Here is a 25,843-nt window from a genome sequence, read left to right on the forward strand (position 1 = left end):
TACGGGACGTATGCGGGGTGACCCGTCGGGTCACCGTCTTGTCTGGGGCTGTCAGACCATCAACGAGCGGTCCGTGGGCCGGATCGGCGCCGGCAGTTCGCTCGCGCCCGTCAGGAAGCGGTCGCAGCCACGGGCCGCCGAGCGGCCCTCGGCGATCGCCCAGACGATGAGCGACTGGCCGCGGCCCGCGTCACCGGCGACGAAGACGCCCGGCACGTTGGTCTGGAAGTCGGCGTCGCGGGCGATGTTGCCGCGCTCGTCGAGCTCCAGGCCGAACTGGTCCACGAGACCGTTCTCGCGGTCCGTGCCCGTGAAGCCCATCGCCAGCGTCACCAGCTGGGCGGGGATCCTGCGCTCCGTGCCCGGCTTCGGGGTCAGCTTGCCGTCGATGAACTCGACCTCGGTGAGGTGCAGGAACTGGACGTTGCCGTCCTCGTCGCCCTCGAAGTGGGTGGTGGAGACGGAGTAGACCCGCTCGCCGCCCTCCTCGTGCGCGGAGGTGACCTTGTAGAGCATCGGGAAGGTCGGCCACGGCTGGTGCGCGGCACGGTCCTCGCCCGGCCTCGGCATGATCTCCAGCTGCGTGACGGAGGCCGCGCCCTGGCGGTGGGCGGTGCCCACGCAGTCCGCGCCCGTGTCGCCACCGCCGATGACCACGACGTGCTTGCCCTCGGCCGTGATGGGGGGCGCCACGAAGTCGCCCTCCTGCACCTTGTTGGCCAGGGGCAGGTACTCCATGGCCTGGTGGATGCCGTTCAGCTCGCGACCGGGGACCGGCAGGTCACGGGCGGTGGTGGCGCCCGCGGCGATGACGACGGCGTCGTACCGCTTCTTCAGGTCCGTGGCCTTGAGGTCGCGGCCGATCTCGATGCCCGTGCGGAAGCGGGTGCCCTCCGCGCGCATCTGCTCGATGCGGCGGTTGATGTGCCGCTTCTCCATCTTGAACTCGGGGATGCCATAGCGGAGGAGGCCGCCGATGCGGTCCGCCCGCTCGTAGACCGCCACGGTGTGGCCCGCCCGCGTCAGCTGCTGGGCCGCCGCCAGGCCCGCCGGGCCCGAGCCGATGACCGCGACCGTCTTGCCGGACAGGCGCTCCGGGATCTGCGGCGCTACATCACCGCTGTCCCACGCCTTGTCGATGATCGAGACCTCGACGTTCTTGATGGTGACGGCCGGCTGGTTGATGCCGAGCACACACGCCGACTCGCACGGGGCCGGGCAGAGGCGACCGGTGAACTCCGGGAAGTTGTTGGTCGCGTGCAGACGCTCCGAAGCCGCGCCCCAGTCCTCGCGGTAGGCGTAGTCGTTCCACTCGGGGATGAGGTTCCCGAGGGGACAGCCGTTGTGGCAGAACGGGATGCCGCAGTCCATGCAGCGGGACGCCTGCTTCGAGATGATCGGGAGCAGCGAGCCCGGAACATAGACCTCGTTCCAGTCCTTCAGCCGTACGTCGACGGGGCGGGACTTGGCGACCTCGCGCCCGTGGTTGAGGAAGCCCTTCGGGTCAGCCATTGATCGCCGCCTCCATCATCTTCTCGGTGATCTCGGTCTCGGAGAGACCGGCCTGCTCGGCGGCGGCCTTGGCGGCGAGCACTGCCTTGTACGTGCTGGGGATGATCTTGCTGAAGCGCTCCACGGCCACGGGCCACTCGGCGAGCAGCTTCTCGGCGACCGTCGAGCCGGTCTCCTCGGCGTGGCGGCGCACCACGTCGTGCAGCCACTGCTTGTCGTCGTCGGAGAGGGCCTCGACGGCGCCCACGTTGCCGACGTTGACGTTGTCGGGGTTCAGGTCGATGACGTAGGCGATACCGCCCGACATGCCGGCCGCGAAGTTGCGGCCCGTCTCGCCGAGGACGACCGCGTGGCCGCCGGTCATGTACTCGCAGCCGTGGTCGCCCACGCCCTCGGACACCACCAGGGCGCCGGAGTTGCGGACACAGAACCGCTCGCCCGTACGGCCGCGGAGGAACAGCTCGCCGCCGGTCGCGCCGTAGGCGATGGTGTTGCCCGCGATCGTCGAGTACTCGGCGAGGTGGTCGGCGCCACGGTCCGGGCGGACGATGACGCGACCGCCGGAGAGCCCCTTGCCGACGTAGTCGTTGGCGTCGCCCTCCAGGCGCAGCGTCACACCGCGCGGAAGGAACGCGCCGAACGACTGGCCCGCCGAGCCGGTGAAGGTGATGTCGATGGTGTCGTCGGGCAGACCGGCCCCGCCGAACTTCTTCGTCACCTCGTGGCCGAGCATCGTGCCGACCGTGCGGTTGATGTTGCGGACCTTGACCTGGGCGCGCACCGGCTGGGCGTCGGTCGCGTCCGAGGCGGCGAGGGCGTCGGCGGCGAGCTTGATCAGCTCGTTGTCGAGCGCCTTCTCCAGACCGTGGTCCTGCTCGATCAGCTGGTGGCGCACCGCGCCCTCGGGCAGCTCGGGCACGTGGAACAGCGGCTCCAGGTCCAGGCCCTGCGCCTTCCAGTGGTCGACCGCGCGGGTCACGTCGAGCGTCTCGGCGTGGCCGACGGCCTCCTCGATGGAGCGGAAGCCCAGCTCGGCGAGGATCTCGCGGACCTCCTCGGCGATGAACTCGAAGTAGTTCACGACGTACTCGGCCTTGCCGGAGAACCGGTCGCGGAGCGTCGGGTTCTGCGTGGCGATGCCGACCGGGCAGGTGTCGAGGTGGCAGACGCGCATCATGACGCAGCCGGAGACGACCAGCGGCGCGGTCGCGAAGCCGAACTCCTCGGCGCCGAGCAGCGCGGCGATGACCACGTCACGGCCGGTCTTCAGCTGGCCGTCGGTCTGGACGACGATGCGGTCGCGCAGGCCGTTGAGCAGCAGGGTCTGCTGGGTCTCGGCGAGGCCGAGCTCCCAGGGGCCACCGGCGTGCTTCAGCGAGGTCAGCGGGGAGGCGCCCGTACCGCCGTCGTGACCGGAGATGAGGACGACGTCCGCGTGCGCCTTGGAGACACCCGCGGCCACGGTCCCGACGCCGACCTCCGACACCAGCTTCACGTGGATCCGCGCCTGCGGGTTCGCGTTCTTCAGGTCGTGGATCAGCTGGGCCAGGTCCTCGATGGAGTAGATGTCGTGGTGCGGCGGCGGGGAGATGAGGCCCACGCCCGGCGTCGAGTGACGCGTCCTGGCGACCCACGGGTACACCTTGTGGCCGGGCAGCTGACCGCCCTCACCGGGCTTGGCGCCCTGGGCCATCTTGATCTGGATGTCGTCCGCGTTGACCAGGTACTCGGAGGTCACACCGAAGCGGCCGGAGGCGACCTGCTTGATGCTGGACCGGCGCGCCGGGTCGTACAGACGGTCCGGGTCCTCGCCGCCCTCACCGGTGTTGGACTTGCCGCCCAACTGGTTCATGGCGATGGCGAGGGTCTCGTGCGCCTCCTTGGAGATGGAGCCGTACGACATGGCGCCGGTCGAGAAACGCTTGACGATCTCGGAGACCGGCTCGACCTCGTCGATGGAGATCGGCTGACGGTCACCGGCCTTGAACCCGAACAGGCCGCGCAGCGTCATCAGACGCTCGGACTGCTCGTTCACACGGTCCGTGTACTTCTTGAAGATGTCGTAGCGGCGCGTACGCGTCGAGTGCTGGAGGCGGAAGACCGTCTCCGGGTCGAACAGGTGCGGCTCGCCCTCGCGGCGCCACTGGTACTCGCCGCCTATCTCCAGGGCGCGGTGGGCCGGCGCGATGCCGCTGGCCGGGTACGCCTTGGCGTGGCGGGCGGCGACCTCCTTGGCGATGACGTCGATACCGACGCCGCCGATCTTGGTGGCCGTGCCGTTGAAGTACTTCTCGACGAACTCGTCCGCGAGCCCGACGGCCTCGAAGACCTGGGCGCCCCGGTAGGAGGCGACCGTGGAGATGCCCATCTTGGACATGACCTTCAGGACGCCCTTGCCGAGGGCGTAGATCAGGTTGCGGATGGCCTGCTCGGCCTCGATGTCGGAGAGGAACGTTCCGGCGCGGACGAGGTCCTCGACGGACTCCATCGCCAGGTACGGGTTGACGGCCGCGGCGCCGAAGCCGATGAGCAGGGCGACGTGGTGGACCTCGCGGACGTCACCGGCCTCGACCAGCAGGCCCACCTGGGTGCGCTGCTTGGTGCGGATGAGGTGGTGGTGGACGGCCGCGGTGAGCAGCAGCGACGGGATCGGCGCGTGCTCGGCGTCGGAGTGGCGGTCCGACAGGACGATCAGCCGGGCGCCGTTGCCGATGGCGGCGTCGGCCTCGGCGCAGATCTCCTCGATGCGCGCGGCGAGGGCGTCACCGCCGCCGGAGACCCGGTAGAGGCCGGAGAGCGTGGCGGCCTTCATGCCGGGCATGTCGCCGTCGGCGTTGATGTGGATGAGCTTGGCCAGCTCGTCGTTGTCGATCACCGGGAAGGGCAGGGTGACGCTCCGGCACGACGCGGCGGTCGGCTCCAGGAGGTTACCCTCCGGGCCCAGCGAGGAGCGCAGCGAGGTGACGAGTTCCTCGCGGATGGCGTCCAGCGGCGGGTTGGTGACCTGCGCGAACAGCTGGGTGAAGTAGTCGAAGAGCAGGCGCGGGCGCGAGGAGAGCGCGGCGATCGGCGAGTCCGTGCCCATCGAACCGATGGGCTCGGCGCCGGCCTTGGCCATCGGCGCGAGGATGACGCGCAGCTCCTCCTCGGTGTAGCCGAAGGTCTGCTGGCGGCGGGTGACCGAGGCGTGGGTGTGCACGATGTGCTCACGCTCGGGCAGGTCGGAGAGCTCGATCTCCCCGGCCTCCAGCCACTCCGCGTACGGGTGCTCGGCGGCGAGGCCGGCCTTGATCTCGTCGTCCTCGACGATGCGGTGCTCGACGGTGTCGACGAGGAACATACGGCCCGGCTGCAGGCGGCCCTTGCGGACGACCTTGGCGGGGTCGATGTCGAGGACGCCGACCTCGGAGCCGAGGACGACGAGGCCGTCGTCGGTGACCCAGTAGCGGCCGGGGCGCAGGCCGTTGCGGTCGAGGACCGCGCCGACCTGGCGGCCGTCGGTGAAGGTGACACAGGCCGGGCCGTCCCAGGGCTCCATCATCGTGGAGTGGAACTGGTAGAAGGCGCGGCGGGCCGGGTCCATGGAGTCGTGGTTCTCCCACGCCTCCGGGATCATCATCAGCACGGAGTGCGGCAGGGAGCGGCCACCGAGGTGGAGCAGTTCCAGGACCTCGTCGAAGGACGCGGAGTCGGAGGCGTCCGGCGTACAGATCGGGAAGATCCGCTCCAGCTTCTCCGCCGGGCCGAACAGGTCGGAGACCAGCTGGGACTCGCGGGCGACCATCCAGTTGCGGTTGCCCTTGACCGTGTTGATCTCGCCGTTGTGCGCGACGAAGCGGTACGGGTGGGCGAGCGGCCACGACGGGAAGGTGTTCGTGGAGAACCGGGAGTGCACGAGCGCGATCGCGGAGGCGAAGCGGCGGTCGGACAGGTCCGGGAAGAAGGGCTCCAGCTGGCCGGTGGTCAGCATGCCCTTGTAGACGATGGTCCGCGCGGAGAGCGAGGGGAAGTAGACGTCGACCTCGCGCTCGGCGCGCTTGCGCAGCACGAACGTCTTGCGGTCGAGGTCGATGTCCTTCGACGTGCCGTCGGTGACGAAGACCTGGCGGAAGGCGGGCATCGTCGAGCGGGCGGTGGCGCCGAGCAGCTCGGGGGCGACGGGCACCTCGCGCCAGCCGAGGACGGTCAGGCCCTCCTCGGCGGCGATGGCCTCGATGCGGGCGACGGCGTCCTCGGTGCCCTCCTCGGGCAGGAAGCCGATACCGACGGCGTACGAGCCGGCCTCGGGCAGCTCGAATCCGGCCACCTCGCGGAAGAACGCGTCGGGAACCTGGGAGAGGATGCCGGCGCCGTCACCCGAATCGGGCTCCGAACCGGTCGCCCCTCGGTGCTCCAGGTTGCGAAGAACCGTGAGCGCCTGCTCGACCAGCGCATGGCTCGCCTCGCCGGTGAGGGTGGCCACGAAGCCGACGCCGCAGGCGTCGTGCTCGTTGCGGGGGTCGTACATACCCTGCGCAGCAGGGCGAGCATCCATGAACGACCACTTCTGGCCATTCGTGGAGTGCTGGGACGGCTGGCGCGGCGTACGCATCGGCTCTCCCGTCGTCGTCATCTGGCATATGCGAATTGCCGAGGGACGACGCTGGCCCTCTGCGTAAAGTGCAAAATTTCGTGCAGGTTACATGATGGAACGATTCTCGGGAAGCGGATACTTCGTCCCAACATGCGGACGCCACGGGTGCGGAGGGGGTGCCGCACACGGTGGCGTGATCAAGCGCGATCAAGGTGATCAGGGGAGGAGTCGACCGGACAGATCAGTGTCGGCCGACCGGGGGGGCGCAGGAGGCGTCGTCGCCCACTACTTCAGGTGCTGTGCAGGCGTCGTTGCCTGCGGCGCTTACGGCTCATGCCCAGCGGTTAAGCATTCGAAACCGCCTGGTAACGACTATTTATGCGGTCCCGCGCATACGTAGCCATCCGATCCATCATACGGCCGCTCCGAACAGACTGCCCAGGGCGTACGTCACACCCGCCGCGGCCCCTCCGAGGGCCAGCTGTCGCAGACCGCTGAACCACCAGGTTCTGGCCGTCACCCTGGCCACCACCGCACCGCATCCGAAGAGCCCGGCGAGCGCCACCAGCACGGCCGGCCACAGTGTGCTCGCGCCGAGCAGATAGGGCAGTACGGGCAGCAGGGCGCCCAGCGCGAAGGAGGCGAAGCTCGACACGGCGGCGACGGTGGGCGAGGGGAGGTCACCGGGGTCGATGCCCAGCTCCTCGCGCGCGTGGATCTCCAGGGCCTGCTCGGGATCGCGCGAGAGCTGCCGCGCGACGTCCCGGGCGAGTCCCGGCTCGACCCCGCGGCTCTCGTAGAGCGCGGCCAGCTCCTTCTCCTCGTCCTTGGGGTGCTTGCGCAACTCCCGCCGCTCGACGTCGAGTTCGGCCTCGACGAGTTCCCGCTGCGAGGCGACCGAGGTGTATTCGCCGGCGGCCATCGAGAAGGCACCGGCGGCGAGCCCCGCGAGCCCGGCCACGACGACCGCCTCCCGCCCGGCCGTCCCGCCCGCGACACCGGTCATCAGCGCCAGATTGGACACGAGCCCGTCCATCGCGCCGAACACGGCGGGCCGCAACCAGCCGCCGTTCACATCCCGGTGGGTGTGGTTGTCGCGATGCGCCTCGTGCAGCGCCGCCTCGGTGTCGATGATCGCCACGATCAAGCCCCTTCCCTCACGCCGAACGTACGCTCGGAAAATCGCTTCTGCCAGCAAGGAAGGCCGTACTTACCGGGTCCACCCGGGTGGCCCGGCAGGCACTCTCCGCTGTTCGAGGAATCGTTGCCGCTCATTCGTACACGACCCTGCACAGATGTCGACCGGGTGATACGGACGCGTTCCGGGGGCCGGTGGGGCACCCCGTGTGGCAGAGATCTTCACAGCGAATCTTCGAAGTCGCGAAATCTTCAGAGCGGATCAACTGCCCACCGGGCCAGACCTGCCCACCGGGCCAGAGAGGCGTCGTATGCCTTCCATCGCCTGCATTCCCTCGGTTCCGGCGCCGGGGGACGCCGCCGACCTCCGCGAGCGGGCACGCGGGGCCCTGCTCGGGCTCGCCGTCGGGGACGCGCTGGGGGCGCCCGCGGAGAACATGAAGCCGTCCGAGATCCGCGCGCGCTGGGGGCGCATCACGGGGTACGTGGCGGAGAACCCCTCGGGCACGGACGACACCGAGTACGCCATCTTCTCCGGGCTGCTGCTGGCCCGGCACGGCTCGGCGCTCACGGTCGCGCATGTGGAGACGGCCTGGCACCAGTGGATCGCGGACCAGGACGAGGGCCCGTTCCGGGGCGCGGGCTTCAGCGAACGCGGCACCCTGGAGAACCTCCGCCGGGGTCTGGCCGCCCCGATCTCCGCCCAGCACCGGCACGCCTGGAGCGACGGGCTCGCCATGCGCGCGGCCCCCTTCGGCGTCTTCGCGGCGGGCCGCCCGGCGGAGGCCGCCCGCCTGGTCGCCATCGACGGCTCGGTCAGCCACGACGGCGAGGGCATCTACGGCGGCCAGGCCGTCGCCGCCGGTGTCGCGGCGGCCATGGCGGGCGCGCCCACGATCGCGGTCGTGGCCTCCGCCCTCGCCGTGGTCCCCGACGACTCCTGGACCGCGCGCTCCCTGCGCCGGGCGGTGGCCGCCGCCCACCGAGGCGAACGCGCCGTCCGCTCCGCCGTCGTCATCGGCGGCTACCCCTGGACCGACCTCGCCCCCGAAGCCGTCGCCCTCGCCTTCGGCGCCTACGCGGCGGCCGACGGCGACTTCACCGAGTCGGTCCTCACGGCGGTGAACATGGGCCGCGACGCCGACACCACCGCCGCCGTCGCCGGCGCCCTCGCCGGCGCGACCCACGGCGCGTCCTCGATCCCGCCCGAGTGGACCGCGGCGATCGGCCCGGCAAGAGGCAGCTGCCTCCCCTCCATGGCAGGCCACCACGTCCTGGACGTCGCCGAGCTCCTGGTCCCGGGCGAGGGCGGCAAATGGGGCACCAACACCCACCCCCTCCCCCACGGTCAGTGTCCCCCACCGGACCCGAGCGCCTTCACCCTGGCGGCAGACACCACAACGGAGACCACTTCATGACCCCACCCACACCCTGGGCCAAGACACCGCCTGCCACAGCCCCCACCACGCCGACCGACAGCCCGACCACCACGACACCCACGCCGTACGACGACACCACGCCCACCGCGACGCCCACACCGTCACCGTGCGGCGGGACAACGCCCCGCGGGGCACCCACTTCATGGGCGACGAACACACCCGTCGCACTCGACCTCGCGGTCCCCCCGAAGCCGACCGAAGCCGAAGCCACGGCCTTGGCAGAGCCGGTCACCGTCGAACCCACGGCCCCGACAAACCCGCCGGAAGCCGGACCCGCGGCCGCCAACACCGAGCACGCCCCACAGGGGCCACCCGCACCCGACGACGAAAGCCGCACGGACGGTGCGGGCGGGAAACACGACCCGGCCGAAGGCGAAGCCGAGGCCGAAACGCCCCGCCCCCCGGAGGGCTGCCGCATCCAGGGCCTCCTCCTGGGCCTGGCCGCAGGCGACGCCGCCGGCTGGCCCGCCGCCCGCCACCGAGCCGCCCGCATGCCCGAGTGGACCCGCCGACTCACCCGCGAGCTGGACACCTTCGCCGAACAGAACGCCACCACCACACTCCCGGTGCCCATCGCCCTCAACCAACCCCCCGAGCCCCTACGCCTCGGCCCCTCCGACGACGCGGAATGGGCGGCGTTCGCAGCGGAGGCGGTCCTGCGCGCCGGAGACGCCGCCGCCCTGGGCGACCTCAGCCTGGAACGCCGCACCCGCGCCTCGATCGACCTCTCCTGGAACGCCGTGGCCAGCGAGATCGCCGCCGCCGCCGAGCGCGCCCCCGAGGTCGAGTCCGCCGTACTCCCCCTGCGCGCCCGTATCTCCGTACGCGCCGGCCTCGGCAACCTCGCCACCGGCCTGCGCCCACCCGCCACCGGCCACGACAACCCGCACTACTTCGACGACGCGGCCTGCGTACGCGCCTGCGTACTGGCGGTGGCCCACCCCGGCGACCCCCGACGCGCCGCCGACCTGGCCGAGTTCGACGCCCGCTACACCCAGGACGGCGACGGCGTGCACGGCGCACGCGCGATGGCCGCCGCGCTCGCGCTGGCGCTCGTCGGCGCGGACGTCGACGACTGCGCGGAAGCGGCCCTGGCCGAACTCCCCGCCGAGACCGAGATCGGCCGCAACGCCCGCCACGCCCTGGACCTCGCCCAACGGCACAAGAAAGAAGGAACCTTCGCGCTCGTCCCGCTCCTCGAGCACCAGATCGTCGACCACGTCTACAGCTACGGCATCGCCGCCGCCGAGACCGTCCCCGTGGCGCTCGCCCTGGCCACCGCCGCCCGCGGCCGGATCTCCGAGGCCGTCCCCGCCGCCGCCTGCCTCTCCCGCGTCGCCGACTCCGCCCCCGCCCTCGCCGGCGCCCTGACCGGAGCGCTCAGCGGCGGCACCGCCATCCCCGACGCCTGGCGGGACGCCTGCCGCACCCTCTCCGGCTGCGCCCTCCCCCGCCTCACCGGCACGGATCTCGTACACCTCGCCGAACTTCTCGCAGCCACGGAACTCGCCATCCCAGGAGGATGATTCGGGCATGACGCCCCCCATGGAAGCCCACCGGCACACCCCTCCCCCTGTTGAGGCGAACCTCGAAGAGCGCATCACCGGCGCCCTGGTCGGCGCCGCCGTCGGCGACGCCCTCGGCGGCCCGGTCGAGGGCTACACCCCGGAGCAGATCCTCGAACGCCACGGCGGCCGCGTCCACGGCATCGTCGGCCCCTGGAACGGCGACGACTGGCGCACCGCCCGCCCCATCGCCCCGTACCACAAGGGCGACGGCCACGTCACCGACGACACCTTGATGACCCACGCGCTGGTCCGGGTGTACGACCGAGTCCGCGACCACCTGGACGCGTACGCCGTCGCCGAGCACCTGGTGCCGGACATGATGACGACCCCGCGCTGGATCCCCGAACTGGAGGCGGAGGCCCTCCCCCTCCAACGGGTCTTCCTCGCCGAGAAGTGGCTGGTGGCCCGGATCCACTACGGCCACATCGACCCCCGCGAGGCCGGCAACGGCAACATCGTCAACTGCGGTGCCGCGATGTACATGGCCCCCGCCGGCCTGGTCAACGCGGCCGACCCGCCCGGCGCGTACGCCGAGGCCCTCGACATCGCGGGCGCCCACCAGTCGTCGTACGGCAGGGAGGCGGCGGGCGTGTTCGCGGCGGCCGTCGCGGCGGCGTGCACACCGAGCGCGACCGCCGAGTCGGTGATCGAGACCTGCCTCGCCCTGGCGAAGGACGGCACCCGCGCGGCGATCGAGTCGGTGTGCGAAGTGGCCCACCGCCACACGGACTTCGAGTCTGCGCTACGGCCGCTGCGCGAGGCGGTGACCCCGTTCGACACGGTCGGCCCCGACTACCGCGCCCCCTCCCTCGGCGCCCGCCGTGCCTCCCGGCTCCACGCCATCGAGGAACTTCCCATCGCCCTCGGCATGTTGCTCGTGGCCCGCGGTGACTACCGCCACGCCGTCCTGGGCTCCGTGAACTACGGCCGTGACTGCGACTCGATCGCCACGATGTCGGGCGCCCTCGCGGGCGCGCTGGGCTCGGAGGTCCCGTCCGACTGGGCCAAGACGGTGGCGGAGGCCAGCCGCCTGGACCTGCACAGCCCAGCCACGACGTTGACGGAGGTCACGCTGCAGATCCACGACCAGGACGTACGCCGCCGGCGCGCCCACGAGTCCGCGTTCGCCACCCTGGCGTCCCTCCGGTGACCCCCCTCCGCCTCACCTGGGTCCAACCGGAGGACCTCCTGGGCCACGAACTCCACCAGGCCCGCCAGGACGGCCGCGAGCCCTCGGTCATCGCCGCCCGCTGGCGCGCGGCGGGCGGCCCCCCGGCCCCTCTCCGCGCCGGCGCGTCGCCGCACCCGGCGTCCCGCTACCGTCGCCAACTCGCCGAAGACCTGCTCGACGAACTGGCCGACCTGCCCAGCAGCCTGACGGACGACGAGCCGACAGAACTGCACAGGATCAAGGCCCTGTGCCCGAACTGGCCGGCGTGCCCCACCGAGCCACCCGCTCACGCCGCCCACTCCTCCCGGCCTGCCCCCACCCCGCCTGTCCCCACTCCCGCCACCTACCTCCCCCGCCTCGAAGCCGCCTGGCTCGGCCGCGCCGCGGGCTGCCTCCTGGGCAAACCCGTCGAGAAACTCCCCCTCACGGCCATCCGCCAACTCGCCCAGGCAACCGGCAACTGGCCCCTCACCACCTGGTTCACCGCCCGAGGCGTCCCCCCGGAACTCCTCACCACCCACCCCTGGAACCGCCGCTCGGCCCCCACCTCCCTCGCCGAGAACATCGACGGCATGCCCGAGGACGACGACCTCAACTACCCCCTTCTCAACCTCCTCCTGCTCGCCCGCCACGGCAGGCACTTCACCACCACCGACGTGGCGACCCTCTGGCTCGACGAACTCCCCGCCGGCCGCACCTTCACCGCCGAACGCATCGCCTACCGCAACCTGCTCACCGGCATCGAGCCCCCGCACACCGCCCGCCACCGCAACCCGTTCCGCGAATGGATCGGCGCCCTGATCCGCGCCGACGTGCACGGCTGGACCAACCCCGGCGACCCGGCGGCGGCGGCCGAGCAGGCCCACCGCGACGCCGCCCTCACCCACACCGCGAACGGCGTCTACGCGGCCATGTTCATCGCGGCCACCATCGCGGACGCGGCCACCGGCACCCACGACATCCACCACTGCCTGCGCACCGGCCTCAAGGTCGTCCCCCCGCACTCCCGTCTGGCGAGGGCGATCAACCACGCACTTCAACTCACCGCCGAGACCAGGGACTTCGACACGATCGTCGACGAACTCCACACCGCCTACACCGACCACCACTGGGTCCACGCCATCCCCAACACGGCCCTGCTCACCGCCGCCCTCACCCACGCGGACGGCGACTACACGGCCTCCATCTGCCGTGCGGTGTCCGGCGGTTGGGACACCGACTCCAACGGCGCGACGGCAGGCAGCATCGCGGGCCTCCTGGCCGGCTCCTCCGACGCACTGCCGGACCGCTGGACGGCCCCCCTCAAGAACCGCCTGGCCACCTCGATCGCCGACTTCAACGGCATCGGCTTCGACACCCTGGCCCACCTCACCCTCCGGGAGACCCCCCACCCATGACCCAGGCGTACGACCCCCCGCTCACCCACCTCCGTGTCCTCGACCTCGCCACCCTCTTCGCCGGCCCCCTCGCCGCCACGATGCTCGGCGACTTCGGCGCGGAGGTCATCAAGGTCGAACACCCCACGAAGCCGGACCCGTCCCGCGGCCACGGCCCGTCGAAGGACGGCGTGGGCCTGTGGTGGAAACTGCTGGGCCGCAACAAGCGCACCCTGACGCTCGACCTCTCCAAGCCGGGCGGCCGGGACACCCTCCTGCGCCTCGCCGCCGGCTCCGACGTGATCATCGAGAACTTCCGTCCCGGCACCCTGGAGAAATGGGGCCTGGGCTGGAAGGAACTGTCCGCCGCGAACCCACGCCTGGTCCTCGCCCGCGTCACCGGCTTCGGCCAGTTCGGCCCGTACGCCCACCGCCCCGGCTTCGGCACGCTCGCCGAGGCGATGAGCGGCTTCGCCGCGATCACCGGCGAGCCGGACGCCCCACCGGTCCTGCCGCCCTTCGGCCTCGCCGACTCGATCGCGGGCCTGGCGACGGCGTACGCGGTGATGACCGCACTCGCCGCGCGTGACCGGACGGGTGAGGGGCAGGTGGTGGACATGGCGATCATCGAGCCGATCCTCACCGTCCTGGGGCCCCAGCCCCTCTGGTACGACCAGCTGGGCCACGTCCAGCCCCGCACGGGCAACCGCTCCGCCAACAACGCGCCCCGGAACACCTACCGCACGGCGGACGGTTCCTGGGTGGCCGTCTCCACCTCGGCCCAGTCCGTCGCGGAGCGGGTGATGCGTCTGGTCGGCCGCCCGGAACTGATCGACGAGCCCTGGTTCGGCTCGGGGGCGGGCCGGGCCCGCCACGCGGACGTCCTGGACGAGGCGGTCGGCGCGTGGATCGCCCGCCACACCCGCGAGCAGGTCATCGAGGTGTTCGAGAAGGCGGAGGCCGCGGTCGCCCCCATCCAGGACGTACGGGAGGTGATGACCGACCCCCAGTACCGCGCCCTGGACACCATCACCACCGTCGACGACCCCGATCTCGGCCCCCTGCGCATGCAGAACGTCCTCTTCCGCCTCTCCGCCACCCCCGGCGCCATCCGCTGGGCGGGCCGTGCCCACGGCGCCGACACGGAGTCGATCCTGACCGAACTGGGCCTGTCCGGACCGGACATCGAGGCCCTCCGCCAGGAGGGTGCCCTGTGACTCCCCAGCCGACGACGCCCGTCCCCCTGACCTGGCTGTACGTCCCCGGCGACCGCCCGGAGGTGGTGACGAAGGCCCTGGCCTCCGGCGCGGACGTGGTGATCGTGGACCTGGAGGACGCGGTGGCGCCCGACCGCAAGGACTACGCCCGCGCGGCCACCGCCGAACTCCTCTCGGCCCCGCCCCCCGTCCCGGTCCATGTACGCGTCAACGCGCTGGACACCCCCCAGGCCGAAGAGGACCTCAAAGCCCTCGCCCCGCTCCCCGGCCTGGCGGCCCTCCGTCTCCCGAAGATCACGTCCCCTGTCGAGATCATGGACATCGCGGAACGAACCGCCCCCGCGGAGGGAGGAGCGATCCCCCTGTACGCCCTCCTCGAATCGGCCCTGGGCGTGGAACGGGCGTTCGACATCGCCTCCTCCCACCCTGCCCTGCACGGCATCGCCCTCGGTGAGGCGGACCTCCGCGCCGACCTGTCCGTCCGTGCCGACCCGGCCCTCGACTGGCCCCGCTCCCGGGTGATCGTCGCGGCCCGCGCGGCCGGCCTCCCCTCCCCGGCCCAGTCCATCTACCCGGACACCGGAGACCTCGAGGGTCTGGCGGCGACCTCCGCCCACGGCCGCGCCCTCGGCTTCCTGGGCCGCGCCGCCATCCACCCCCGCCAGCTCCCGGTGATCGAACGCACGTACAGCCCCACCGCGCAGGAGATCGAGTCGGCCGAGGAAACCCTCAAGGCCGCCACCGTCCACCCCGGCGCCCAAGCCCTCCCCGACGGCCGCTTCATCGACCCGGCCGTGGTTGCCGCCGCCCGGAGAACCCTCACCCTGGCCAACCGCCCCACCAAGCACTGACCAACGAAAAACCCACCCGCCCCGAGAGGGCGGGTGGGTGGAGAACATCCGTAGTCGTGCGTCAGCTCTTCTCGGCGGACTGGGCCTTTTCCTCGGCCCGGGTGTCGGAGGTCTTGTCGTCCTTCTCGTCGGACTTCGCCGACTCCGAGGCCTCGTCCTGCTGCTCGTCCTTCTGCTTGTCCTTCTCGAGGTCCACCGCCGCGGCGTCCTCGTCGCCACCTCCGTCGGAGGCTCCCGGCTCGACGACCTCTTCCCGTCCCGGCCGCTTGCGGGCCGACAGGACGATGTAGAGCACGGCGAGGATGAAGACGAACAGCGCGGTCCAGTTGTTGAGGCGCAGCCCGAGGATGTGGTGGGCCTCGTCGACCCGCATGTACTCGATCCAGAACCGCCCCGCGCAGTACGCGGCGACGTACAGCGCGAACGCCCGCCCGTGCCCGAGCTTGAAGCGCCGGTCGGCCCAGATGACGAGGACCGCGACGCCGATGCACCACAGCGACTCGTACAGGAAGGTCGGGTGGTACGTACCCGGCAGCCGTCCGTCCGTGGAGGACGTGATCTCCACGGCCCACGGCAGATCCGTCGGCTTCCCGTACAGCTCCTGGTTGAACCAGTTGCCCCATCGCCCGATCGCCTGCGCGAGGGCGATGCCGGGCGCGACGGCGTCGGCGTACGCGGGCAGCGGGATGCCACGCCGACGGCACCCGATCCACGCGCCCACCGCACCGAGCGCGATCGCGCCCCAGATGCCGAGCCCGCCCTCCCAGATCTTGAAGGCGTCCACCCAGTCACGGCCCTCGCTGAAGTACAGCTCGTAGTCCGTGATCACGTGGTAGAGCCGTCCGCCGATCAGGCCGAAGGGGACGGCCCAGACCGCGATGTCGGCGACCGTACCGGCCCGCCCGCCCCGCGCGACCCAGCGTTTGTTGCCGAGCCAGACGGCTACGAAGACACCGATGATGATGCAGAAGGCGTAGCCGCGCAGCGGGACGGGACCGAGGTACAGCACCCCGCGCGACGGGCTGGGAATGTAGGCAAGTTCCATGGCAAGGTCGACGCTACCCTGCCGGGCCCGATCGACGGCAGGCAGCCCGGCAACGGGTCCATAACGCCGTACCACGGCTCCCTTGACGCCCCACGGCCTCCGGAAGGCGCGCGAGCCTCACCCCGCCGCGGCCTTCGCCTCCACCATCTGCTTCAGCTTGGCCGGGGTCATGGACTGGTCCGCATAGATGTTCGTGCCGTTGAGGAAGACGCTCGGCGTGCCCGAGAAGCCGCCCTTCTGGAAGGCCTCGTTGGACTTCGCGACCCAGCTGTCGTGCGTACCGTCCTCCACGCAGGTGCGGAAGGCGGAGGTGTCCAGTCCGTCCACCTTCTTCGCCAGGTCGAACAGCTTGGCCTCGTCGGCGAAGTCGTCGTTCGTCTCGGGTGGCTGGTTCTGGTACAGCACGTCGTGGTACGCCGGGAACTTGCCCTCGTTCTGGGCGCACGCGGCGGCGTTGGCGGCCTTGCGGGAGCCGCTGCCGCCCATGTTCCCGTCGATCAGGGTGGCGAGGTGGTACTCGACCTTGAGCTTTCCGGCCTCGGTCAGCTCGTGGATCGTCGAGCGGTACGCGTCCTCGAAGGACTTGCAGGCCGGGCAGCGGAAGTCCTCCCACACCGAGAGGGTCGATCTGGCGCCGGCGTCCCCCACGGGGATCGCGAGGCTGTCCTCGCCGTTGGCCCCCGAGGGGGCCACGACCGGGCCCGCGGTGTCGGCGTCGTCGTCCTGGCCCGCGTTCGCCGCCACGACGCCGATCACGGCGGTCAGTCCCAGCACGCACACCACGGAGGCGCCCACGATCAGCGCCCGACGGCGCTTCTCGGCGGCCTTCTGCTTCTCGCGCTCCTCCGCCAGCCGTTCGCGGGCGGTGCGCTTTCCGTCACGGTTCTTCTCGCTCACATCCCGCAGAACGAACCGGGGAGGCGCACCGCGCCTCCCCGATCCCACTTCCACCCGTTCGAGTGAGCGGATGACCCGTTACGTTCAGCCGTCCCCGTACGACAAACGGGTGAACGCATCGAGCCCCCTCGACGCGCCGGAGCACACGCCGGTCACGCGCCCCGGCGTACGCCCTTGGCGAGGTCGCCCGCCAGTTCCCGTACGGCTTCCAGACCGGCCGCCTCGTCGGGCGCGTCCAGCATCCGCTTCACGAACGCGGACCCGACGATCACACCGTCGGCGAACCCGGCGACCTCGGCGGCCTGCTCGGCGTTGGAGACCCCGAGCCCGACGCAGACCGGCAGACCGGAACCCGTGGCCCTGGTGCGCTCCACCAGGTCCTGGGCCTTCGCGCCCACCGACTCCCGGGTGCCCGTGACGCCCATCAGCGAGGCGGCGTAGACGAAGCCGCTGCCCGCCGCGGTGATCTCGGCGAGGCGGGCGTCCTTGCTGCTGGGCGCGACGACGAAGACCGTGCCGAGGCCGTGCTTCTCGGCGTGCTCCCTCCACAGCGCCGACTCCTGAACGGGCAGGTCGGGCAGGATGCAGCCGGCGCCACCCGCCTCCGCGAGCTCGGCCGTGAAGCGCTCGACGCCGTAGCGGTCGATCGGGTTCCAGTACGTCATGACGAGCACGGGCTTCCCGGTGGCCTCGAAGGCCTCCCGGACCGTACTCATCACGTCGGCGATCTTGACGCCGCCGCGCAGGGCGATGTCGTCGGCGGTCTGGATGACGGGGCCGTCGAGGACCGGGTCGCTGTGCGGCAGCCCGACCTCGACGACGTCGGCGCCGCCCTCGAAGACCGCCTTGATGGCGGCGATACCGCCGTCGACGGTCGGGAACCCGGCCGGCAGATAGGCGATGAGCGCGGACCGCCCCTCCGCCTTGGCGGCGGCGAGGGTGTCACTCAACAGCTGGATGTTCCCGCTCACTTGGTGTCCCCCTCGATCTCGGCGAGATCGGCCGCGTCGGCGGCGACCTCGGCGTCGGCCCCCTCGTCGTACAGACCGAAGTAGCGCGCGGCCGTGTCCATGTCCTTGTCGCCGCGCCCGGACAGGTTGACGACGATCAGCCCGTCCTTGCCCAGTTCCTTGCCGACCTCCAGGGCACCGGCGAGCGCGTGGGCGCTCTCGATCGCCGGGATGATGCCCTCGGTGCGCGACAGCAGACGCAGCGCCCGCATGGCCGCGTCGTCGGTGACCGCGCGGTACTCGCCCCGGCCGCTGTCCTTGAGGTAGGAGTGCTCGGGCCCGATGCCCGGGTAGTCCAGACCCGCCGAGATCGAGTACGGCTCGGTGATCTGCCCTTCCTCGTCCTGCAGGACGTACGAGCGCGATCCGTGCAGGATGCCCGGCTCACCGGCGGTCAGCGTCGCCGCGTGCTCACCGGTCTCCACACCGTGGCCCGCCGGTTCACACCCGATGAGGCGTACGCCGGCGTCCGGGATGAAGGCGTGGAAGAGGCCGATGGCGTTGGATCCGCCGCCCACGCAGGCGACGGCTGCGTCGGGCAGCCGCCCGGCGCGTTCGAGGAGCTGGCGCCGCGCCTCGACCCCGATCACCCGGTGGAAGTCGCGGACCATGGCGGGGAAGGGGTGCGGCCCGGCCACGGTGCCGAAGAGGTAGTGCGTCCGGTCGACGTTGGCGACCCAGTCCCGGAACGCCTCGTTGATGGCGTCCTTGAGGGTCCGGGAGCCGGACTTCACGGCGACGACCTCGGCGCCGAGCATGCGCATGCGGGCGACGTTGAGGGCCTGGCGCTGGGTGTCGATCTCCCCCATGTAGATCGTGCAGTCGAGCCCGAAGAGCGCGCAGGCGGTGGTGGTGGCGACGCCGTGCTGGCCCGCCCCCGTCTCGGCGATGACCCGGGTCTTGCCCATGCGCTTGGTGAGCAGGGCCTGCCCGAGCACGTTGTTGATCTTGTGTGATCCGGTGTGGTTCAGGTCCTCGCGCTTGAGGAACACCCGTGCGCCACCGGCGTGCTCGGCGAACCGGGGCACCTCCGTGAGCGAGCTGGGTCGCCCGGTGTAGTTCACGAGCAGATCGTCGAGCTCACGCGCGAACTCGGGGTCGTGCTTGGCCTTGTCGTACTCCACGGCCACCTCGTCCACGGCGGCGACCAGCGCCTCCGGGATGAACTTGCCGCCGAACGCGCCGAAGTACCCCTCGGCGCTGGGAACCTGACCCTCGGGGTCGGGAATGAAGAACTCGCTGGACATGCGGCTACCTCGCAGGGGCATGGCCCCGGGTTGGTCGGACGATGGGTTCACAGTGGCGCGCACACGCCGCACTGGGAGCCGCAGTCAGAGCTCACCGGCGCGGACGGTCGTGGGACCTAGCTCCGGTGGCTCTGATTCTGCCGTGACGGCGAGCGCCCGTACGGGCGCATACCGACGGTGCCGTACGGCCGGAACCCTCGCACGGGGTCCGGCGGCGACACATCGCCGTGCGTTCAGCGGAAGACGCGGATCGGCTCACCGCGGGTGACGCGCGCCCGGGGCCATCGCATACCGTTCACCTGACCCGGCTCGTCGCCGATGACGTACCGGACCCGGCGCCCGTGGACACGGCGGGCGGGCGCCCGGCAGCCACGGGGACGGCACCCGCGCGCGAGGCGGGCGTAGGGGTCCCTGGTCGTCATGGTGATCGAGAACATCGGGGCACAGCTTACCGGCCCCGCCTCACCCGTGTGGGTGATTTCACCCCATGACGCCGCGCACTCCGCCGTCCCGGCCGGTGCGGACACCTGCCGGTCGGTGGCGAAGGCGCGGTCGGTCATGGTCGGCTCAGCTCCGGCCGTGCCGCAGGGCCGGGTGTTCGCCCGCCGCGACGAGGTCGGCGACGGCGGTCTTGGGGTCCTTGCCGGTGACGAGGGACTCACCCACGAGGACCGCGTCGGCGCCGGCGTTGGCGTAGGCGATGAGGTCGTGCGGGCCCCGGACGCCGGACTCGGCGATCTTGACGATGGAGTCGGGGATCTCGGGGGCGACCCGCTCGAACGTGGTGCGGTCGACCTCGAGCGTCTTGAGGTTGCGCGCGTTCACGCCGATCACCCGGGCGCCCGCGTCGACCGCGCGTTCGACCTCGTCCTCGTCGTGGACCTCGACGAGCGGGGTGAGCCCGATGGACTCGGCGCGCTCGATCAGCGACTCCAGCGCCGCCTGGTCGAGGGCCGCGACGATCAGCAGGGCCACGTCGGCGCCGTACGCCCGCGCCTCCCACAGCTGGTACGAGGTGACGATGAAGTCCTTGCGCAGGACGGGGATGTCCACGCGCGCGCGGACGGCCTCCAGGTCGGCCAGCGAGCCGCCGAAACGGCGCTGTTCGGTGAGGACGGAGATGACCGCCGCGCCGCCCGCCTCGTAGTCGGCGGCGAGCCCGGCCGGGTCCGCGATCGCGGCCAGTGCGCCCTTGGAGGGGCTGGACCGCTTGACCTCGCAGATCACCTTGACGCCGTCGCCGCGCAGGGCCGCCGCGCCGTCCTTGGCCGCCGGAGCCTTCGCCGCGCGCTCCTTGAGCTCGTCGAGGCTGACGCGCGCCTGCCGCTCCGCGAGGTCGGCACGGACTCCGTCGATGATCTCGTCGAGCACACTCACGCGAGCGGCCCCCTTTCAGACGGTGAAAATCGGTGACAACGTTTGACAGTCGTGTATTGACAGTCGAGCGGTTCTCAGGGTTCAGGCAGTTCACTGCGATGGTATCCGGAAGAGGGCGTAGGCCTCGCATCCGGTTGACGGCGGCCCCTCTCCCGTCCTGGACGTTCGCCTTCGGTCAAGGGTGGAGCCAGCCACCGAAGGGCAGGTTCCGGACCACCGTGAAGACCAGCGCCAAGGCGCCGAGCGACCACATCTGAACGGTCCCGAACCGGAGGCGCAGGGGTCGTCCGCGTGCCACCTGGACCACCCAGACGGTCCACAGCACGGCGAGGGCCAGGAAGCCGGCCACCGCCAGCGCGTTGTCGGTGAGGGCGGTCGCGATGTCCCCGTGCGCGAAGGCGTGGGCGCTGCGCAGGCCGCCGCAGCCGGGGCAGTAGAGCCCGGTGAAGCGCCACAGCGGGCAGACGGGGTAGTGGCCGGGCTCGTTGGGGTCGACGGCGGCGACGTAGGCGAAGGCCCCGCCGACGGCCGCGAGCGCTCCGGCGGGCACCCAGAGCCCGCGCAGCGCGCTCCCCCGCTGCGGCACGGTCGTTCGAGTCTCGGCGTTCACACACCGCATTCTGCCCCGCGCGGGCCGTACACGCGCACGAGGGGCGGCCCGGTGGTGGTGCCGGGCCGCCCCTCGTGCGAACGTCAGCTCTTGGCGCCGGCCGGTTCGGGCGTCGTCCCGGTCTTGGTGCGCACCGCCGCCGTCTCGTACACGGCGTGCGCGTCCTTCGGCTGGCCCATGCCCATGGCGCGCATGATCATGCCGACGACGCCGCCGAGGACGACGATGACCATGCCGGCCCAGAATCCCAGCGGCTGGGCCATCACCATGTAGGCGCCCGAGACGCAGAAACCGATGAAGGCGATGGTGACGCCGGTCCAGGCGGCCGGGGTGTGACCGTGGCTGCTGCCCGCCATGACTTGCTCCTCGTTGTTCATTGCGTGGTGCTCGATACGTGTCGCTCGAAGCCTGTGCTGAGTCGGACGCTCGTCGTCCATTGTCCCGTACGGGTACGAGTGCCATGAGCGGGGGTGTCCACTCTCACGTTCCGAGGACCTCGTACGGTCTGTGCGGCCTAGACCGGGTCCGGTCCCGTGGGGTCCTCACCTCGGTCCAGGGCCTTCCACATGTCCTCGGGCCGGTCGGGATCGACCGGCTTGGCCTTGCGCGGCCGGGGGGTGCCGTCGCGCTCGTAGCGGCCCGACATCGCGGGCCACAGCCGTCCGTAGCGGAGCGCGAGCAGCCCGGCGAGCAGGATGAGCGCGCCGCCGACGGCGGTGACGTACGGCCAGCCGGTGTGGCTGAGCGCCTCGACGGTCGCGCCGTTGTCGCCGGACGCCTCGGCCGCCTTGTCGTCGAGCGCCGAGCTGTCGTACGCGCCGAGCAGCGCGGAGGCGATCGTGCCCGCGCCGGAGAGGGCGAGCAGGGCGGCGACCAGGACGCGACCGGACCGGCGTACGGCGAAGACCGCGACGAGCGCGGCGAGGCCCACTATGGCGAGGGCCGCGGGCACGCCCGTGACGTCGCTGCCCTTGGCGGTCAGCGGGAAGGCGCCGCCGGCCAGCGTGATGGTGCCCTCCGACCAGCGCTGACGGGTGGCGAGCAACGCGACGGCCGCGCCGAGGGCACCGCTGAGCAGCGCCACGGCGAGGCTGCGCCGGCCGGAACGGATGTACGCGGGCTCGGAAGGGGGGTGAGGTACTGCGGTCACGTACCCCACTATCGCCTGCTCCCCGGGTGGGTTGTCACCCGGGGTTCGCGTGAGAAGCGCCCTACTTTCCGAGTCTGTTCGCCGTGTGCACCGCGCGCAGGACCGCCGCCGCCTTGTTGCGGCACTCGGTGTCCTCGGCGACGGGGTCGGAGTCGGCGACGATGCCGGCGCCGGCCTGGACGTACGCCGTGCCGTCGCGCAGGAGGGCCGTGCGGATGGCGATGGCGGTGTCGGAGTCGCCCGCGAAGTCGAGATAGCCGACGCAGCCGCCGTACAGGCCACGGCGGGACGGCTCCAGCTCGTCGATGATCTGCATGGCGCGCGGCTTCGGGGCACCGGAGAGGGTGCCGGCGGGGAAGCAGGCGGTCAGGACGTCGAAGGCCGTGCGGTCCGGCGCGACCCGGCCGGTGACGGTGGACACGATGTGCATCACGTGGGAGTACCGCTCGATGGACATGAAGTCGACGACCTCGACCGAGCCCGGTTCGCAGACGCGGCCCAGGTCGTTGCGGCCCAGGTCGACGAGCATCAGGTGCTCGGCGCGCTCCTTGGGGTCGGCGAGCAGTTCGTCGGCGAGGGCCTGGTCCTCCTGCGGGGTGGCGCCGCGGTGCCGGGTGCCGGCGATGGGGTGGACCATGGCCTGTCCGTCCTCGACCTTGACCAGGGCCTCGGGGGAGGAGCCGACGACGTCGAAGCCGTCGAAGCGGAACAGGTACATGTACGGGGACGGGTTGGTCGCCCTCAGGACGCGGTAGACGTCCAACGCGCTTGCCGTGCAAGGGGTTTCGAAGCGCTGGGAGGGGACGACCTGGAAGGCCTCGCCTGCCCGGATGCGCTCCTTGATGTCCTCGACGGCCTCCCGGAAGTCGGGGCCGCCCCACAGCGCGGTGTACTCGGGCAGCTCGGAGGGCGGGAGGGCCGCCGGGGGCTGGGCGACGGGCCGGGCGAGGTCGGCCTGCATGGCGTCGAGGCGGGCGACGGCGTCGGCGTAGGCCTCGTCGACGCCTGTGTCCAGGTCGTTGTGGTTGATGGCGTTGGCGATGAGCAGGACCGAGCCCTCCCAGTGGTCCATGACCGCCAGGTCGCTCGTCAGGAGCATGGTCAGCTCGGGGATCTTGAGGTCGTCCCGCTCGCCGGGGCCGATCTTCTCCAGGCGGCGCACGATGTCGTAGCCGAGATAGCCCACCATGCCGCCGGTGAAGGGCGGCATGCCCTCCTGGTGGGGGGTGTGGAGCGCCTCGATGGTGGCGCGCAGGGCGACGAGGGGGTCGCCGTCGACCGGGACGCCGACGGGCGGGGTGCCGAGCCAGTGGGCCTGGCCGTCGCGGGCGGTGAGGGTGGCGTGGCTGCGGACGCCCACGAAGGAGTAGCGAGACCATTGAAACGCCGTGCGGCCGTTCTCGGCGGACTCCAGGAGGAACGTGCCGGGGCGCTCTGCGGCGAGCTTGCGGTAGAGCGCGACCGGGGTGTCGCCGTCGGCGAGGAGCTTGCGGCTGACGGGGATGACACGACGGTCGGTGGCCAGCTTGCGGAACGTCTCGAGGTCCATGGCGGCTGACCTTACTGATCCAGTGACGGTACGTCGGAATCGGCGCCGCCCGGGGCGCCTTCCACGGGCTTGAGGGCGTCCTCGTCGAAGCAGGTGCGGGCGCCCGTGTGACAGGCGGCGCCGACCTGGTCGACCTTGACGAGGACGGCGTCGGCGTCGCAGTCCAGGGCGACGGACTTCACCCACTGGAAGTGGCCGGAGGTGTCGCCCTTCACCCAGTACTCGCGGCGGCTGCGCGACCAGTAGGTGCAGCGCCCGGTGGTGAGCGTGCGGTGCAGTGCCTCGTCGTCCATCCAGCCGAGCATGAGCACCTCACCGGTGTCGTACTGCTGGGCGATGGCGGGCAGGAGCCCGTCGGCGCCGCGCTTGAGGCGCGCGGCGATCTCGGGGTCCAGCGCACTGGGGGTGCCGGGGCCGACGGGGGCTCCGGGACTACTTGGGCTGCTGGAGGACGGCGTGCTGGTCATGCGTGCCATTGTGCCGCGCCGCGCCGACCCGCCTCGTCCGTTGTCCACAGGCCGGACCCTCTTGTCATACGAACGGCGACCCTGGCCCCACAGTGGACCTGCGCTGGGCGGACTCGTGGCCCGGTCGTAGGCTGGCTGCCATGTCGACCCATGCCAAGCGTGAACGGCTTCTCTTCGCCGACCTGTTGGAGACCGCGGGCCCGGACGCTCCCACCCTGTGCGAGGGCTGGACGACCCGTGACCTGGCCGCGCACGTGGTGGTGCGCGAGCGCCGCCCGGACGCCGCCGGTGGCATCCTCATCAAGCAGCTCGCCTCGCGCCTGGACCGGGTGATGGAGGAGTTCAGCGCCAAGCCGTACGAGGAGCTGGTCCAGCTCGTCCGTACCGGTCCGCCGCGTTTCTCGCCCTTCTCCCTCAAGCAGATCGACGAGGCGTCCAACACGATCGAGTTCTACGTCCACACCGAGGACATCCGCCGCGCCCAGCCCGAGTGGTCCCCGCGCGAGCTCGACCACGTCTTCCAGGACGCCCTCTGGTCCCGTCTGGAGCGCACCGCCCGCCTCATGGGCCGCGGCTCCCCGACCGGCCTGGTCCTGCGCCGCCCCGACGGCCAGACCGCGGTGGCCCATCGCGGTGCCCCCGTCGTCACGGTCACCGGTGAGCCCTCGGAGCTGCTGCTGTTCCTGTACGGCCGCCAGCAGGTCGCCGACGTGGAGCTGGAGGGCGAGAAGGAGGCGATCACCAAGCTGCACGAGACGAAGCAGCTGGGGATCTGAGCGGGACCCGCCGCACGCGCGACCCCTGCATGTAAGCCCCGGCCACCTGGTGACCGGGGCTTACGTCCTTATCTGCGGTGTCACCGCACAGGGTGTCCCGCGCCCCGCAGCGCGTCCTTGACCTCGCCGATGCGCAGGTCGCCGAAGTGGAAGACGGACGCGGCGAGGACGGCGTCGGCGCCCGCCTCGATGGCCGGGGAGAAGTCCGCCGGCTTGCCGGCGCCGCCGGAGGCGATGACGGGGACGGTGACGTGCTTGCGGACGGCCGCGATCATCTCCAGGTCGTAGCCGTCCTTGGTGCCGTCCGCGTCCATCGAGTTGAGCAGGATCTCCCCGGCGCCCAGCTCGGCGGCCCGGTGCGCCCACTCGACGGCGTCGATGCCGGTGCCCTTGCGGCCGCCGTGGGTGGTGACCTCGAAGGAGCCGCCCGAGCTGCCGCGGGAAGGGGTGCGGCGGGCGTCGACCGAGAGCACCAGCACCTGGCGGCCGAACCGCTCAGCGATCTCGCGGATCAGGTCGGGGCGGGCGATGGCCGCCGTGTTGACGCCGACCTTGTCCGCGCCCGCCCGCAGCAGCTTGTCCACGTCCTCGGCGGTGCGCACGCCGCCGCCGACCGTCAGCGGGATGAAGACCTGCTCGGCGGTGCGGCGCACCACGTCGTAGGTGGTCTCGCGGTTGCCCGACGAGGCGGTGATGTCCAGGAACGTCAGCTCGTCGGCGCCCTCGGCGTCGTACACCTTGGCCATCTCGACGGGGTCGCCCGCGTCGCGCAGGTTCTGGAAGTTGACGCCCTTGACGACCCGGCCGTTGTCCACGTCCAGGCAGGGGATGACTCGGACCGCCAGGGTCATGAATCCACGGCTCCTTAACG

General features: G+C 71.5%; 21 protein-coding genes and 1 pseudogene. 7 read left to right on the forward strand and 15 right to left on the reverse strand.

Translation table 11 applies throughout. The features are described from left to right. Positions 1-51: 51 nt before the first annotated feature. The 3 genes from ACWD26_RS07685 to ACWD26_RS07695 all read right to left on the reverse strand — a co-directional run bounded on the left by ACWD26_RS07685 (position 52) and on the right by ACWD26_RS07695 (position 7,226). A complete protein-coding gene (locus tag ACWD26_RS07685; protein ID WP_451267292.1) occupies positions 52-1,512 on the reverse strand; it encodes a glutamate synthase subunit beta in 1,461 nt (486 codons plus the stop codon). After that, positions 1,505-6,103 (reverse strand): glutamate synthase large subunit, encoded by a 4,599-nt coding sequence (gene gltB / locus ACWD26_RS07690; RefSeq protein WP_451267415.1) that lies wholly within the window; start codon positions 6,101-6,103, stop codon positions 1,505-1,507. The genes ACWD26_RS07685 and gltB overlap by 8 nt, the downstream gene beginning before the upstream one ends. Positions 6,104-6,497: 394 nt before the next feature. Beyond that, positions 6,498-7,226, reverse strand: coding sequence for a VIT1/CCC1 transporter family protein (locus ACWD26_RS07695; RefSeq protein ID WP_451267294.1), 729 nt, complete (start codon positions 7,224-7,226; stop codon positions 6,498-6,500). A gap of 307 nt (positions 7,227-7,533) precedes the next feature. Between ACWD26_RS07695 and ACWD26_RS07700 the strand changes: the two genes are divergently transcribed. The 6 genes from ACWD26_RS07700 to ACWD26_RS07725 are packed head-to-tail and all read left to right on the forward strand — an operon-like array spanning position 7,534 to position 14,844. Then, positions 7,534-8,640, forward strand: coding sequence for an ADP-ribosylglycohydrolase family protein (locus ACWD26_RS07700; RefSeq protein WP_451267295.1), 1,107 nt, complete (start codon positions 7,534-7,536; stop codon positions 8,638-8,640). Continuing rightward, entirely contained in the window at positions 8,637-10,187 is a 1,551-nt protein-coding gene (locus tag ACWD26_RS07705) for an ADP-ribosylglycohydrolase family protein (protein ID WP_451267297.1), read from the forward strand. Before ACWD26_RS07700 ends, ACWD26_RS07705 begins: the two co-directional genes overlap by 4 nt. Positions 10,188-10,194: 7 nt before the next feature. Next, positions 10,195-11,379: an ADP-ribosylglycohydrolase family protein gene (locus ACWD26_RS07710; RefSeq protein ID WP_451267299.1), complete on the forward strand. Its 1,185-nt coding sequence runs from the start codon at positions 10,195-10,197 to the stop codon at positions 11,377-11,379. After that, entirely contained in the window at positions 11,376-12,797 is a 1,422-nt protein-coding gene (locus tag ACWD26_RS07715) for an ADP-ribosylglycohydrolase family protein (protein ID WP_451267301.1), read from the forward strand. The genes ACWD26_RS07710 and ACWD26_RS07715 overlap by 4 nt, the downstream gene beginning before the upstream one ends. Further along, on the forward strand, positions 12,794-13,993 hold the full coding sequence (locus tag ACWD26_RS07720) for a CaiB/BaiF CoA transferase family protein (protein ID WP_451267303.1): 1,200 nt from the start codon (positions 12,794-12,796) through the stop codon (positions 13,991-13,993). The genes ACWD26_RS07715 and ACWD26_RS07720 overlap by 4 nt, the downstream gene beginning before the upstream one ends. Continuing rightward, positions 13,990-14,844, forward strand: a complete 855-nt coding sequence (locus ACWD26_RS07725) for an HpcH/HpaI aldolase/citrate lyase family protein (RefSeq protein WP_451267305.1) — start codon at positions 13,990-13,992, stop codon at positions 14,842-14,844. The genes ACWD26_RS07720 and ACWD26_RS07725 overlap by 4 nt, the downstream gene beginning before the upstream one ends. A 219-nt stretch (positions 14,845-15,063) precedes the next feature. Here the strand turns inward: ACWD26_RS07725 and lgt are convergent. From lgt to hisI, 11 genes and pseudogenes are all read right to left on the reverse strand, one after another. Continuing rightward, a pseudogene (gene lgt, locus ACWD26_RS07730) lies at positions 15,064-15,889 on the reverse strand (prolipoprotein diacylglyceryl transferase); the annotation flags it as partial. A 117-nt stretch (positions 15,890-16,006) separates the two neighbouring features. After that, entirely contained in the window at positions 16,007-16,786 is a 780-nt protein-coding gene (locus ACWD26_RS07735) for a DsbA family protein (RefSeq protein ID WP_451267307.1), read from the reverse strand. A gap of 152 nt (positions 16,787-16,938) precedes the next feature. Continuing rightward, the gene (gene trpA, locus ACWD26_RS07740) at positions 16,939-17,757 is read right to left on the reverse strand and encodes a tryptophan synthase subunit alpha (RefSeq protein ID WP_451267309.1); all 819 of its coding nucleotides are present in this window, start codon (positions 17,755-17,757) and stop codon (positions 16,939-16,941) included. Next, the gene (gene trpB / locus ACWD26_RS07745) at positions 17,754-19,043 is read right to left on the reverse strand and encodes a tryptophan synthase subunit beta (protein WP_451267311.1); all 1,290 of its coding nucleotides are present in this window, start codon (positions 19,041-19,043) and stop codon (positions 17,754-17,756) included. Before trpB ends, trpA begins: the two co-directional genes overlap by 4 nt. A gap of 233 nt (positions 19,044-19,276) precedes the next feature. After that, on the reverse strand, positions 19,277-19,480 hold the full coding sequence (gene trpM / locus ACWD26_RS07750) for a tryptophan biosynthesis modulator TrpM (protein WP_451267417.1): 204 nt from the start codon (positions 19,478-19,480) through the stop codon (positions 19,277-19,279). A gap of 130 nt (positions 19,481-19,610) precedes the next feature. Further along, entirely contained in the window at positions 19,611-20,420 is an 810-nt protein-coding gene (trpC, locus tag ACWD26_RS07755) for an indole-3-glycerol phosphate synthase TrpC (protein WP_451267313.1), read from the reverse strand. Between the two features lie 175 nt (positions 20,421-20,595). After that, complete coding sequence (locus ACWD26_RS07760; protein ID WP_451267315.1) at positions 20,596-21,039, reverse strand: DUF2752 domain-containing protein; 444 nt, start codon at positions 21,037-21,039, stop codon at positions 20,596-20,598. A 74-nt stretch (positions 21,040-21,113) separates the two neighbouring features. After that, a complete protein-coding gene (locus ACWD26_RS07765; protein ID WP_451267317.1) occupies positions 21,114-21,386 on the reverse strand; it encodes an HGxxPAAW family protein in 273 nt (90 codons plus the stop codon). 158 nt (positions 21,387-21,544) lie between these two features. After that, positions 21,545-22,189, reverse strand: coding sequence for a TIGR02234 family membrane protein (locus ACWD26_RS07770; RefSeq protein WP_451267319.1), 645 nt, complete (start codon positions 22,187-22,189; stop codon positions 21,545-21,547). A 52-nt stretch (positions 22,190-22,241) separates the two neighbouring features. Beyond that, positions 22,242-23,729 carry an anthranilate synthase component I gene (locus ACWD26_RS07775; protein WP_451267321.1) on the reverse strand — a complete coding sequence of 496 codons (1,488 nt, stop codon included), beginning with the start codon at positions 23,727-23,729 and terminating at the stop codon, positions 22,242-22,244. Positions 23,730-23,740: 11 nt separating this feature from the next. Beyond that, positions 23,741-24,196 (reverse strand): phosphoribosyl-AMP cyclohydrolase, encoded by a 456-nt coding sequence (gene hisI / locus ACWD26_RS07780; protein WP_451267323.1) that lies wholly within the window; start codon positions 24,194-24,196, stop codon positions 23,741-23,743. Positions 24,197-24,336: 140 nt separating this feature from the next. Here hisI and ACWD26_RS07785 point away from each other — a divergent pair, with 140 nt between their 5' ends. Further along, complete coding sequence (locus tag ACWD26_RS07785) at positions 24,337-24,972, forward strand: TIGR03085 family metal-binding protein (RefSeq protein WP_451267325.1); 636 nt, start codon at positions 24,337-24,339, stop codon at positions 24,970-24,972. 80 nt (positions 24,973-25,052) lie between these two features. Here ACWD26_RS07785 and hisF read toward each other — a convergent pair whose 3' ends face one another. Continuing rightward, positions 25,053-25,823 (reverse strand): imidazole glycerol phosphate synthase subunit HisF, encoded by a 771-nt coding sequence (hisF, locus tag ACWD26_RS07790; RefSeq protein WP_451267327.1) that lies wholly within the window; start codon positions 25,821-25,823, stop codon positions 25,053-25,055. Positions 25,824-25,843: the final 20 nt, after the last annotated feature.

This window comes from Streptomyces sp. NPDC002787 (assembly GCF_053592095.1).

Bases quoted from the DNA above. Each gene is read 5' to 3' on its own strand.
- ACWD26_RS07765 (WP_451267317.1), bottom strand. From the start codon at position 21,386: ATGGCGGGCAGCAGCCACGGTCACACCCCGGCCGCCTGGACCGGCGTC.
- ACWD26_RS07705 (WP_451267297.1), top strand. From the start codon at position 8,637: ATGACCCCACCCACACCCTGGGCCAAGACACCGCCTGCCACAGCCCCC.
- hisI (WP_451267323.1), bottom strand. From the start codon at position 24,196: ATGACCAGCACGCCGTCCTCCAGCAGCCCAAGTAGTCCCGGAGCCCCC.
- ACWD26_RS07700 (WP_451267295.1), top strand. From the start codon at position 7,534: ATGCCTTCCATCGCCTGCATTCCCTCGGTTCCGGCGCCGGGGGACGCC.
- hisF (WP_451267327.1), bottom strand. From the start codon at position 25,823: ATGACCCTGGCGGTCCGAGTCATCCCCTGCCTGGACGTGGACAACGGC.
- ACWD26_RS07710 (WP_451267299.1), top strand. From the start codon at position 10,195: ATGACGCCCCCCATGGAAGCCCACCGGCACACCCCTCCCCCTGTTGAG.
- ACWD26_RS07775 (WP_451267321.1), bottom strand. From the start codon at position 23,729: ATGGACCTCGAGACGTTCCGCAAGCTGGCCACCGACCGTCGTGTCATC.
- ACWD26_RS07685 (WP_451267292.1), bottom strand. From the start codon at position 1,512: ATGGCTGACCCGAAGGGCTTCCTCAACCACGGGCGCGAGGTCGCCAAG.
- gltB (WP_451267415.1), bottom strand. From the start codon at position 6,103: ATGCGTACGCCGCGCCAGCCGTCCCAGCACTCCACGAATGGCCAGAAG.
- trpB (WP_451267311.1), bottom strand. From the start codon at position 19,043: ATGTCCAGCGAGTTCTTCATTCCCGACCCCGAGGGTCAGGTTCCCAGC.
- ACWD26_RS07720 (WP_451267303.1), top strand. From the start codon at position 12,794: ATGACCCAGGCGTACGACCCCCCGCTCACCCACCTCCGTGTCCTCGAC.
- ACWD26_RS07785 (WP_451267325.1), top strand. From the start codon at position 24,337: ATGTCGACCCATGCCAAGCGTGAACGGCTTCTCTTCGCCGACCTGTTG.
- trpM (WP_451267417.1), bottom strand. From the start codon at position 19,480: ATGTTCTCGATCACCATGACGACCAGGGACCCCTACGCCCGCCTCGCG.
- ACWD26_RS07760 (WP_451267315.1), bottom strand. From the start codon at position 21,039: ATGCGGTGTGTGAACGCCGAGACTCGAACGACCGTGCCGCAGCGGGGG.